This window comes from Psychrobacter sp. CAM01, assembly GCF_032842965.1.
Classification (GTDB): Bacteria; Pseudomonadota; Gammaproteobacteria; order Pseudomonadales; family Moraxellaceae; genus Psychrobacter; species Psychrobacter celer.
Genome location: NZ_JAWJBL010000008.1, coordinates 448,980 through 461,182, shown reverse-complemented (window position 1 = coordinate 461,182; position 12,203 = coordinate 448,980). Strand labels below are relative to the sequence as shown.

Sequence of the window (12,203 nt, the reverse complement as noted above, 5' to 3'; positions counted from 1 at the left end):
TAACCTTGTTTACCTTGGATACAATTAAGGATTTGCCAATAGCCTTTTGGCCACTGGCAAACGCGAAATAGTCCTTTTATGCGGTCATAGTTTACGGTTAAAAACGGCGGTTTTAATGGCTATAGAAGCTGTAAAACTCGCTACTATTGTCGTGATGTATCAATAGGAATCATTGATACAAAAAACGTATCTGCTATTTATACTTATACTCAGCGATGCGACCATGACGGATCACTGTACTGAAGGAAAAAACACCAAAACCAAATGCAGCCAGCCTGCCAAAAACCCTGTCAAACCACCAAGGATGATCAGCGTCATTTCGTCCTCTTTAAAGGCAGGACGCAGCAGGTTTTGAAACTCATGGGGCGTCAGTGCCCGAATCCGATCGCGAAACATCCCAAATATTTTACTGGCACGGCTCTCATTGAGCTCAGGATCACGCAGCGGCACCATCGTGGCCACGATTGACTTGTCAATAATGGTATTTTTTAGCTGACCATACTCACGGCGGCCTAGCCCGACACGCAATGTGGTACTGATCACAGGCGACTCTAACACCTGATACAAATGCGACTTCATCAAGTCACGCGTTTGCGGCGCGCGCACGCCATACATCATCTCATTCATGATGTTTTCTAACGTCACCAAGTCTCGCACCACAATCTCAGCAAACACCTCAGAGACCTCTTCTTGCCGCTTCATAAAACCGCCCTGCAAACGGTACTGGGCGATGTGCGGCATTTGCGGCTGAATAAACGGAAAGCGGCGCTGAACTGTAAAAAACTTCACATAAGGTATAAAACGCGGCTCAACGGGATTAAACACCATCCAAATCGCAATCCAATTGGTCAAAAAGCCCCAAATCGCCGCAAAAAACGGCACGGTCCAATGCTGCGGCACCAACAAAAAGATAAACATCTGGATAATACCAAAGACCAGCCCAATCAAAGCGCTGATATGCCAGATAAAATCTATCTCTTTTTGGCCAACTTTCAAAAACATATTGACCATCAAGCGGCGATCACTCTCCATTTTATTGACAATCATCTGACGCATATCGACGAGATCTTCGACATGGTACGTCAAATCCGTCACCAAGGACTGCATGATACTTGGCAGCTCTTTATGCGCTTGGGCATAGACGCGGCGCTTGACAGCATATGGCAAGTTGCCCCATAAGGCTGGCGAATGATCGAGCATAATCTCATCAATCAACACCTCAAGGTTTTTATCGACCGTCTCCGTGATAAAGGCTGCCATCTGCTCAGGCTCCATCGCCTGAAAAAACTCATCAAGCGACCCAAGCTTTGATAATGTCTGATCGACGATAACCCCCGATATCTTGCCGGCTTTACGCGGCACGATACCCTGCCAGCCAATACCTGGCAAACCAAAAAATGGAAAGTTTGGGATACGAATACCCCAAAACTTAATCGGATAAAACAGCATTTTGAGCGCCATCCACACGTGTGCCCAAGTGACAAAAGCGGTCACCGGCGGAATGGTTAGCATGGCAAAAAACTCTGGATGCTCAGCGATTGTCTGCCACAATGAAGTTACGTCCATAACTTATCTGGTTCCTGACAGGTTGATTGTCGGTGCTAGTAAATGAGCGTTAGCAAACTTCGAGCGCGGCAAAAAGACGCGCGGCCATCATAACGACTATAAAACAAATCGCCTGATTTTAGCATACTTGCTATTTATTAGCACACGTCGCAGCGCGCAAGTTGTGACTCATATGACAAATAACAATGAGCCACTGCCAGCGCTAATAAGCCAATCCAACATAACATTCGCTCCCTTTATATCGTGTCTACTGATATTCACTTTATATGGACTTGATGATGGCGGTCGGCCAGATAGCGCCTGATAGCAGATAATCGTAACAAACCCGCTGACGAGTACTGCGCCCGTGCATGGCTTCTGTTATAATTTGTCCACCAACCGCATAAGATATCAGCCAGTCAGTTGCCAAGATATCTTTTTGAGCAAAGACCACCTATGTGATTGAAACCCTTTGCATTATCCTTTATTCTTACCGCGCTTTGGCAAACCTGTCTATTTGTTTGCTTATTTTTTGTTATCCATGTTTTGCTGACTCGTCTTTATTGACTCGCTGACTGTTTGGGCTTTGATTTTTATGAATAAACCGCTGACTCCCAATACCGAACAGGTCAATCGTATTTTTACCAATCGCATTATCATCTTTGGCGTTATTATACTCCTAGGCTTGGGTGGTCTGATACTACGTTATGGCTATCTGCAGGTCTATGCACATGATAAATATACGACGCAAGCGAACAATAACCGTATCAAGCTGATCTCAGCGCCGCCGAGCCGCGGCTATATCTATGATCGCAACGGCATTATCTTGGCCGACAATCAACCTGTCTTTACCGCGATGCTCAGCCCTGATGAGGTCGAAAATCCTGAGCGCACCTTAAACTTGCTGGCGCCTATTTTTGACCTGACAGAGACGGACTTCACCGATATTTTGGCGCGTCTGAGTAAAGCCAAAAACGATCCGGTCACCATCAAAATTGACCTAACCGAAGCGCAGGTGGCGCAGTTTAGCGAGCGTAAGCCGTTTTTTCGGGGCGTGACGATTCGAAGTAAGCTGACCCGCTCCTACCCTTATGATGAGCTATTTGCCCATGTCATTGGCTATGTCGGCCGTATCAATGACAAAGAAACCAAGCGTATCGACAAGGATCGTTATGCAGGCACTGATCTCATCGGTAAAATCGGTATCGAAGATTATTACGAAGACATCCTCTTAGGGCAGCCAGGTTATCAATCGGTTGAGACCGACGCGCACGGCAACATCATCCGCCAATTAGACACCAAACCGCCGATCGCGGGCAACGACATCACTTTGAGTTTGGATTATGGCCTACAAAAAGTCGCCCAGCAGCAGCTAGATGGTCGCCGCGGTGCCATTGTGGCCATCGATCCCAAGACAGGCGACGTACTGGCGTTTGTGAGTAACCCAAGCTACGACCCCAACCCCTTTATCTCTGGTATCTCCTTTAAAGATTATGGCGACCTACGTGATGACCCAGATCAGCCGCTGTACAACCGTGCGCTACAGGGCTTGTATCCTCCTGCCTCTACCATCAAACCTTTTGAGGGCTTGGGCGCACTGCATTATGGCCTGCGGGAGTGGGAGACCTCTATCTATGACCCAGGGTATTTTAGCTTACCGGGCGACAGTCACCGTTTTCGTGACTGGAAACGCGGGGGTCATGGCTCAGTCGACCTCAAAAAATCGGTGGTGATGTCGGTGGACACTTATTACTATAAACTCGCTTATGAGATGGGCATTCAGCGCCTGCATGACTGGATGGTGCGCTTTGGTTTTGGAGAGCAGACGGGTATTGATTTGCCGCATGAGCGCTCAGGCATCATGCCATCGCCGAAGTGGAAAAAAGAAACTTATGATAAAGACTGGCTACCGGGTGAAACCATCTCAGTCAGTATCGGTCAAGGGTATTTTTTGGCGACGCCGCTACAGGTAGCCAACGCCACCGCCATGACGGCCAGTAAAGGGCAACATATCACCCCGCATCTACTCAAAAGTAGCGACGGCGCAGCGGATGTAAAGATCATCAGCAAACCGGATGGCAAAATCGACTACAATGGCAAGCCCTCAGACTGGCTACGCATGCATGACGCGATGGAGAGCGTGATAAAAAACGGTACCGGACGCCGTATTTATACCTCCAAATATCGCATCGCAGGCAAGACGGGTACCGCCCAGGTCAAATCCATCGCCCAAGGCAAACGCTATGATAAGTCTGCACTCGATAAGCGCCACTGGGACCACGCGTGGTTTAGTGGCTTTGCCCCTGTCGATGACCCACAAATCGCGCTGGCGGTGCTGGTCGAAAACGGTGGCGGCGGTAGTACCGTTGCCGCCCCAATTGGCCGCGCGCTCTTTGATTATTGGGTACTGCAGCGGCACGATGACCCTATCTTGCCACCGACAGCAGACGAGCTAAAAGCCATTAAACGTCAAAAAGCGTTTGACAAAGCCATGCGTGATGCGCTGCGTGATAAAGAAGAAAAAGCACAAGCTGAGCAAACTGCCACTGCAGCGGCACGATAGGCATACATAGGCATAATAAGCACAATAAAGACCACGACCAGACACGGTAACCCCAAACCATGACAAAAAAACCCTCAAACAGACGCGCCGCTAAAAACCGCACACCTAAAACCAGCCATCTGGCAAAAAGTAGCAGCGCCGGAGATGTGCGCATCATCGGTGGTGAACACAAGCGCCGTATTGTTCGATTCGTCGACGCCGAAGGCTTGCGTCCAACGCCCGACCGCCTGCGCGAGACATTATTTAACTGGTTGCTGGCTGATATACACGGCGCTTATGTGCTTGACAGCTGTGCAGGTAGCGGGGTGCTGGGGTTTGAAGCACTGTCCCGCGGCGCCGCGCACACTACCTTTATCGAGCCCAATCCTGCTCAATGTCGCTTACTTGAGCAAAGCGCCACGCAGCTACGCTTAGAGACTCATCGTTATCAGATTATTCAAGGTACAGCCGAACACGCTCTGATGCACAATCAAACCTTGCAACGTCACTTTGATATCGTCTTTATCGATCCGCCGTATGCGCAGGACTTATGGCAGCCTATCTTGACGACGCTCATCGAGCAGTCGCTGATCACAAGTGACACGCTGCTGTATCTTGAGGCAGACAAAGCACTAGAGGATCAATTGCAGCAGTTGGCCGACCACCTTAGCCAATCAACGACCTACGCGGCGCAGACAGAGCCAACAAGCATCAGTTTTGATTGTTTAAAACAAACCAAAGTCGGCCAAGTTGTCGCTGGACTTTATCGGCTGGCACCGTCATAATTGCACCGTGCTTGCAAAAAGTGAGTGATAAGCAAATCGCTTTTCTTTGCCTCACCGCTTTTAGCAAAATCACGCAACACCTACAAAATGTCTAAAACCGCTTAAAAACTGGCCAAACGCTGCAGTTTGATGCATAAAGGCAAAAATAAACCCCAATGCAGCTTGCAAGCGTAGGCGCTACTGCTTATAATGTGCAGTCTGTTTTTTGAGAGCCCCGTTCCCAGCTAAACTCTCAACGAATTCTAATTTTAAGGTTTTATCATGAAAACACTTAGTGCAAAACCAGCTGAAGTGACCCATGACTGGTATGTCGTAGATGCTGACGGCAAAACCCTTGGTCGCTTAGCCACTCAAATTGCTACTCGCTTACGTGGCAAGCATAAAACTTCTTATACTCCGCACGTAGATACTGGTGACTTCATCGTTGTCATCAACGCAGAAAAAATCGCGGTAACGGGTAAAAAAGCACAAGATAAAAAGTACTATCGTCACAGTGGCTACCCAGGTGGTATCAAAGAAACCAACTTCACCAAGCTGATTGCACATAAGCCTGAAGATGTTCTATACAAAGCAGTTAAGGGTATGCTTCCAAAAGGTCCTCTTGGCTATGCGATGATTAAGAAGCTAAAGCTATATGCCGGGGAAGAACATCCACATACTGCACAGCAACCTAAAGAACTAGACATCTAAGGAGTCACTTATGGAACGCAATTACGGAACTGGTCGCCGCAAGACGTCTACCGCTCGTGTCTTTTTAGCGAAAGGTACTGGTGCTATCGTTGTTAACGGTAAACCACTTGATGAATACTTCAGCCGTGAAACTTCACGCATGGTCGTTCGTCAGCCACTAGAGTTACTAGACTCTGCTAACGAATACGATCTATACGTAACCGTTGCAGGCGGTGGTATCAGTGGTCAAGCGGGCGCAATCCGCCACGGCATCACGCGTGCATTGATCGAAGCTGACGAAACATTAAAGCCTGCTCTAAAATCAGCTGGTTTTGTTACTCGTGATTCACGTCAAGTCGAACGTAAGAAATTGGGTCTACGTAAAGCACGTAAACGTCCACAATTCTCAAAACGTTAATCAAAGCTATCTCTTACCTTTTTGCGATTGGCCGCTTTATCTCAAAACAGCCCTATCCGCATTAAGCCACAGAGTAGATTTGCAAAACCTTATAAGCTGGTCACAGCTTATAAGGTTTTTTTATGGCTATTTGTCTAAGACTATTCTACAAAAAACTGCTACACGCAAAAACCACCTTGCAAAGTATTCAGCACTACCCCATCATGATAGTAACTTTTATTACCTCATCCTTATTATGAAAGCGCCAGAACAATACGACCCCAGCAAGCACCCAAAGACTGATGTATCAGGCTCACGCCCTGCGTCGCCTAATCATACGGCCAAAAACAACAGCAAATCACCTGCCATCCCTGCCGATACGCCGACCATCACACAAAACCACAAACGCACCGCACAAGCAGAAAAAAAGCCTTTTGAATGGCAGTTTTTGTTGCCCAAATACTGGGGTATTTGGCTATTATTCTTTTTTATATTACCGATGATATGTCTGCCGCTGCGTTGGCAGTTTTGGTTGGGCCGTAAGCTGGGTATTTTGGTTTATACCGTAGCAGGCACGCGTCGGCGTGATACGCTAATAAATCTTAGGCTGGCTTTTCCAGAAAAGCCAGAAGCTGAGCGCGAGCTGATGGCAAAGCAAGTGTTTGTCAATCAGGGCATCGGTGTGTTTGAGACCTTGTGTGCTTGGTTTCGCCCCAATGTCTTTACTCGTACGGTATCGATATCGGGTTTGCAGCACTTAGTCAACGCCCAAAACGAAGGGCGCGCGGTAATTTTACTGGGCGCGCACTATACGATGCTCGATTTGGGCGGTTTACTCTGTACGCAGTTTTTTGCCGCCGATTGTATGTATCGACCTCAAAACAATCCATTGCTCGACTGGTTTATCTACAACGGCCGCACCACTATCTTTGGCAAGCAAATCTCTAGCCGCGATATGCGCAGCTTGGTCACTTCAATTAAAGACGGACACGTGATTTGGTACTCACCCGATCAGGACTATGGCCTCAAACAAGGGGTGATGGCACCGTTTTTTGGCGTACCAGCGGCCACCATTACCGCCGCCAGACGCATGGCAAAACTGGGTGACAAGCAGCATCCACCTGCGCTTATGGCACTGCATACCTATCGGCAAACGCCTGATAACCTACCGCGAGGCAAACGTCCTCATTATCACCTGACCATTACTCCAGCACTGGAAAACTATCCTAGTAATGATGAGGTTGCTGATGCAACACGTGTCAATGAGATATTAGAAGGGCTGATTCGTATTGATCCGACTCAGTGGATGTGGTTCCATCGCCGCTTCAAAAATGGCCCTAATGGTCGTACAGATATTTATAAGTAGACATTGATACCCAAACAAAGCAGTAGGTAAATTTGTTATAATTTGCGCCATCAAATTGAGTCGTTGACGCCAATACCACTCTTTTACTTAAGTAAAAATACTAATATCACTCTAATAAATCAAAAAGCAAACCAACCACGGATTTTTCATGACTAATCAAACTGACGCCCCTAATAAAGAACACAAACGCATCCTCACTGGCATCAAACCAACAGGTATTCCGCACTTAGGTAACTATGTCGGTGCCATTCGCCCAGCGATTGAATCGATCCAAAATAGCGACGATGAGGCGTTTTTCTTTTTGGCCGACTATCACGGCATCATCGGCTGCTACGATCCTGCCGTCATCCATGAGTCAACCAAAATCATTGCTGCGACGTGGATTGCTTGTGGTCTTGACCCTGAGCGTGTGACGTTTTATCGTCAGTCGGATGTGCCTGAGATACCAGAGCTGGCTTGGATTTTGAACTGCTCATGCGCCAAAGGTCTCATGAACCGTGCCCATGCCTATAAAGCGGCAGTCGATATCAATACAGAAAAAGCCGATGTCGATCCAGACCAAGGCATCAACATGGGGCTGTTTGGCTATCCTGTACTCATGGCGGCGGACATCTTGATGTTCAACGCCACTCACGTCCCCGTAGGCCGTGACCAAGTACAGCACATCGAGATGGCGCGTGACATCGCTGGCACCTTTAACCATCGCTATAAACCGCTCTTTACCCTCCCCTCAGCGGTCGTTGATGAAGACATACCTCTGCTGACAGGGCTTGATGGTCGTAAGATGAGCAAAAGCTATAGCAACACCATTCCTCTATTTGGCGAGCCCAACCCGCAAGTCAGCGCTGAAAAGCAAATGCACAAAGCCATCATGAAAATCGTCACCAACTCGCAATTGCCTGATGAGCCAAAAGACCCTGATGACTCAGCACTCTTTGAGATTTACAAAGCGTTTGCCACTGTTGAAGAAGTCGCTGATATGCGCGAACAGTATGCCGCTGGTATCGGCTGGGGCGATGCCAAGCAAGTATTGTTTGATAAAATAAATAGCGAGATTGCACCATTTCGCGCGCGTTATGAGGAGCTGATGGCCAATCCCAAAGAGCTTGAAGAGATTCTGCAAATGGGGGCAAACAAAGCGCGCCGTCATAGCCGCAAACAGCTAGATAAGGCGCGCCGTGCTATTGGAATACGTCCACTTGCCAAACTTAAATAGCTCCTTGCGTGGCAAAGTACGTCGCCATCAGGACAGGTGCTAAACATGCAAACCTCAACGACCAAACAATCAGCCGCTTTAGACAAAGCGGCTTTGTCTGCTAGCACACCTGACAAAAAAGACAACACCGCTATCAGCCAAATACCGTTACGTATTTATCAAACGCCCGTACAACATCTGCCCGATGATCTGTACGTGCCGCCTGGAGCCTTTGCCATTTGGCTTGAGCAATTTGCAGGACCACTTGATTTTTTATTGTATCTGGTCAAAAAAAACAACGTCGATCTCACGCAAATGCCCATCTTGCCTATCACAGAGCAGTATTTGGCTTATATCAGTGAGCTAGATACCGAGCATTTTGAGCTGGCGGGCGACTACTTACTGATGGCATCCACATTGATTGCGATCAAGTCTGAACTGCTGCTGCCTACGCCTGAGGTGCCAAGCGATGAGCGCGATCCAAAGGCAGAGCTGATCGAGCGCCTCGAAGAATACGCACAGATCAAGGCAGTCAGTCAACGCTTGGACAATCTGGTGCGTCTTGAGCGCGATGTGTTTTTGGCGATGGTCAGCAGGCCCAGCACCGAGGTGATGAGCGCCGAATTACCTAGCTATTCACCAACTCTGTTGATCGATAGTTTGTTTAAGATGCAGTTGCAGCCTGATTATCAGATGCACACCATCAAGGTCGATGCCGTGCCACTGTCTGATCGTATCGCCAGCATCAGCCGTCAGCTAAGCACGGATGGCGCGCGCTCGTTTTATGAGCTGCTGGACAAAACCCAAGGTAAGATCGGCGTGGTGGTCAGCTTCGTTGCCGTACTGGAGCTGATAAAGCGGCAGCTGGTTGGCGTGGTAAATACCGATTTAGAAAGCCGCCCTAACCATACTGCTGCTGATAAAGGGTCTGCAGAAGATGACCACATAGGACAACTCACGCTACAGTGGCTGGCTTAATAGTTTTAATAGAGAATATATGCAATGACAGACAACCAGCATCAATCGCCAACACAGACGGACGATTATTTAGAGACGATGAGTAAGCATATCGAAGTGCTGTTGCACGCTTCAGAGACACCTCTTACTGATACGGTCTTAAAAAAACAGCTGTCGTTAACGGTCGAAGAGCTGACCCAAGCGCTAGAGCGGTTACAATTACGCTTAGCCAGCGGCGTGCTTAGTCTGCACAAGACTGCCAGCGGTTATCGACTACAAATCTCTGACGACTATAGCGCGCTCATTCAGCGCGTGTTTCCGCAGCGTCAAGAGCGCCTAAGCCAAGCCCTGCTTGAGACTCTAAGCGTCATCGCCTATAAGCAGCCTGTGACCCGTAGCGATATCGAGCATGTCCGCGGCGTGACGCTATCGAGTAACATCTTGCGCCAACTGTTTGATAAAGGCTGGATCGTCGAGGACGGCTATAAAGACACCTTAGGGCGCCCTGCACTGCTGCATACCACGCCGCAGTTTTTGGACGCCTTTGGGCTGACGCATTTGGATGAACTGCCGCCTATGCCAAATATGGAAGCTATCCAAGCGATGTCTTAGAGTCTTGCTGCCATAAAAAAGGACAAACCACGCAAGGCTTGTCCTTTTTTTATCCATAGTCGCTTGTTTTGAGGGCTAAACTTACTGATTGATGACGTCCACACCCTTCGGAGGGGTGAATTTAAACTGGCTACTACTAATACTGGGGTTTAGCTTGATATTGCTAAACTTGATAGAGGTGGTCTGACCCAAACTGTCATTGAGCACCATCATCACAGGCTTGCCGCCGCTAAAGCTCATCGATAGGCTCTTAAAGCTCGCGCTATCAGCTTTTGGATAAAGCACGTAGTAGTTTTTATTGTCATAAGGTTGGGTGATTTTGAAGTTTTTATCAATTTTACTTGGATCACCCGACAGCAATAACGCTGGCGTGTTGCCTACTTGGCTATCGACATTTTGTTTGGTCGCTTGCTCTAAGTCTTTGTCATAGACCCACATCGAGTTACCGTTGGCCACGATAAGCTGCTGCGATGGGGATTTGGTTTCCCAGCGAAAATTATTGGGACGCTGTACACTCATCGTGCCTGTAAAGGTGCCACTATTGGCGCCTTTGGTGGTTTGGCTAAAGTTTGCGGTCATACTTTTGGTATTTGCCAAAAGCTTATTTAGGCGCTTAGCGGCTGTTAAATTGTCCGCAGGGGCGGCGGTTGCTGATTGGCTGATCGCTATCATAGGAGCAGCCACGCCAAGCGATGTCACCAACACGCCTGTCAACGCACTGCTCATCAGTTTCTGTGTTAAAGTGGTTGGTTTGCTAGATACAGTCATACTCATTCCTCTCTCAACATGCAAATCGCATAAAAATCAAATGTCTTCATTAAAATTGTTGTTTTCAATAAATGTCTAATACTCAGTTTATACCGAATTAATTAAAAGCAATAAACGGCGGTTATTAAACAATGCAGACAGTGTGCCAGTTTTTTTATTACGCGCCTAGTCATCGTTTGCAATCTTTACTACGGCTGCCATACACGCTTGTAACTGATTAACTCGCGGCAATTATACATCATAAACCAAACGTACTGCCCTATGGTGTGCGATTGGGCAATTGTTTTAGACTCCTTCCAAACTGGTCGTTTAATAGATCAATAGCAATCTTTTAAATTCGTAAGCTGGCATACAATGGCTGGTACAAAGTGCCTAATAAAACACTTAGCACAAAACACCTAGGACAAAACGCTCAATAACGTTCGTGAGAAATGATTGACATAAAAAAAGCTTCTACTGCCATCAGACAGTAGAAGCTTTTTTGTCGTCATTTTATATAAATGAGAGATAAATAAAATGACGTCGCATCATTGCTAAGCCCTTAGAGGCGATGAATTACGCGTTTTCAACCGATACATAACGACGGTTGAACTTACCTTTGGTCTCAAACTTTACAACGCCGTCATTTAGGGCAAATAAAGTATGGTCACGACCCATGCCAACGCCTTCGCCTGCGTGGAACTCTGTACCACGTTGACGTACGATGATGTTACCAGCTGTGATAGCTTGGCCACCAAAGATTTTTACGCCTAGCATTTTTGGGTTTGAATCACGACCGTTACGAGTCGAACCGGCAGCTTTTTTATGTGCCATGAGAAAATCTCCTTGTTAATGTGACTTATCGCCAATGCGATAACTCTTAAGCATTTAGTGCGCTAGTTTAGCGATAATCGCTAAATAGGGAATTAGGCATTAATGGCTTTGATTTTTAACAAGGTGTACCATTGGCGGTGACCTTGCTCTTTGTGATAGTGCTTACGACGGTTGTGCTTGATGATACGGATTTTTTCGCCGCGACCATGCTCAACCACTTCAACTTCTACGCTAGCGCCTTCAACAACAGGCTGACCGATTTTGACGTTATCGCCGTCAACAACCATCAACACGTCTTCTAGTTTGATTGTCTCGCCTTTTTCTGCTTTTAGTAGCTCAACTTTTAAAAGCTCATCGACGACAACGCGGTGCTGCTTACCACCAGTTTTGATTACTGCGTACATTATATGACTCCGTTTAACCCGTGTGCCGTGGCTGATATTATATCAACGCTTCGATAACGAACACGACAGGGAAAAATTAAAGGCAAGATTTTACGGCTTTTTGCTCATAAAAGCAAGCCGCGCCTCTTGTTTTTGTAAGGTGGTTACACG

12 protein-coding genes are annotated in these 12,203 nt (G+C 47.4%); 8 read left to right on the top strand and 4 right to left on the bottom strand.

Features of this window, described 5'->3' with window-relative positions:
- Positions 1-231: 231 nt before the first annotated feature.
- Entirely contained in the window at positions 232-1,566 is a 1,335-nt protein-coding gene (locus tag R0I52_RS05610) for a hypothetical protein (RefSeq protein ID WP_317053517.1), read from the bottom strand.
- Between the two features lie 574 nt (positions 1,567-2,140).
- Between R0I52_RS05610 and mrdA the strand changes: the two genes are divergently transcribed.
- The 8 genes from mrdA (at position 2,141) to scpB (ending at position 10,068) form a co-directional block, all read left to right on the top strand.
- Positions 2,141-4,108, top strand: coding sequence for a penicillin-binding protein 2 (mrdA, locus tag R0I52_RS05605; protein ID WP_317053516.1), 1,968 nt, complete (start codon positions 2,141-2,143; stop codon positions 4,106-4,108).
- A 59-nt stretch (positions 4,109-4,167) separates the two neighbouring features.
- Positions 4,168-4,872, top strand: a complete 705-nt coding sequence (rsmD, locus tag R0I52_RS05600; protein ID WP_317053515.1) for a 16S rRNA (guanine(966)-N(2))-methyltransferase RsmD — start codon at positions 4,168-4,170, stop codon at positions 4,870-4,872.
- Positions 4,873-5,133: 261 nt separating this feature from the next.
- Positions 5,134-5,562, top strand: coding sequence for a 50S ribosomal protein L13 (rplM, locus tag R0I52_RS05595; protein ID WP_075100632.1), 429 nt, complete (start codon positions 5,134-5,136; stop codon positions 5,560-5,562).
- Positions 5,563-5,572: 10 nt separating this feature from the next.
- Positions 5,573-5,959, top strand: a complete 387-nt coding sequence (gene rpsI, locus R0I52_RS05590) for a 30S ribosomal protein S9 (RefSeq protein ID WP_075100631.1) — start codon at positions 5,573-5,575, stop codon at positions 5,957-5,959.
- Positions 5,960-6,194: 235 nt separating this feature from the next.
- Positions 6,195-7,304, top strand: a complete 1,110-nt coding sequence (locus tag R0I52_RS05585) for a lipid A biosynthesis acyltransferase (RefSeq protein ID WP_317053514.1) — start codon at positions 6,195-6,197, stop codon at positions 7,302-7,304.
- A gap of 148 nt (positions 7,305-7,452) precedes the next feature.
- Complete coding sequence (locus R0I52_RS05580; RefSeq protein ID WP_317053513.1) at positions 7,453-8,520, top strand: tryptophan--tRNA ligase; 1,068 nt, start codon at positions 7,453-7,455, stop codon at positions 8,518-8,520.
- Between the two features lie 45 nt (positions 8,521-8,565).
- Entirely contained in the window at positions 8,566-9,477 is a 912-nt protein-coding gene (locus R0I52_RS05575; protein WP_317053512.1) for a segregation and condensation protein A, read from the top strand.
- A 24-nt stretch (positions 9,478-9,501) separates the two neighbouring features.
- The gene (scpB, locus tag R0I52_RS05570) at positions 9,502-10,068 is read left to right on the top strand and encodes an SMC-Scp complex subunit ScpB (RefSeq protein WP_317053511.1); all 567 of its coding nucleotides are present in this window, start codon (positions 9,502-9,504) and stop codon (positions 10,066-10,068) included.
- Between the two features lie 81 nt (positions 10,069-10,149).
- On the opposite strand, the gene lolA is transcribed toward scpB, so the two are convergent.
- The 3 genes from lolA to rplU all read right to left on the bottom strand — a co-directional run bounded on the left by lolA (position 10,150) and on the right by rplU (position 12,053).
- Positions 10,150-10,836 (bottom strand): outer membrane lipoprotein chaperone LolA, encoded by a 687-nt coding sequence (gene lolA, locus R0I52_RS05565; protein ID WP_317053510.1) that lies wholly within the window; start codon positions 10,834-10,836, stop codon positions 10,150-10,152.
- Between the two features lie 555 nt (positions 10,837-11,391).
- Complete coding sequence (gene rpmA / locus R0I52_RS05560) at positions 11,392-11,649, bottom strand: 50S ribosomal protein L27 (protein ID WP_317053509.1); 258 nt, start codon at positions 11,647-11,649, stop codon at positions 11,392-11,394.
- Between the two features lie 92 nt (positions 11,650-11,741).
- Positions 11,742-12,053, bottom strand: coding sequence for a 50S ribosomal protein L21 (gene rplU, locus R0I52_RS05555; protein WP_075100626.1), 312 nt, complete (start codon positions 12,051-12,053; stop codon positions 11,742-11,744).
- Positions 12,054-12,203: the final 150 nt, after the last annotated feature.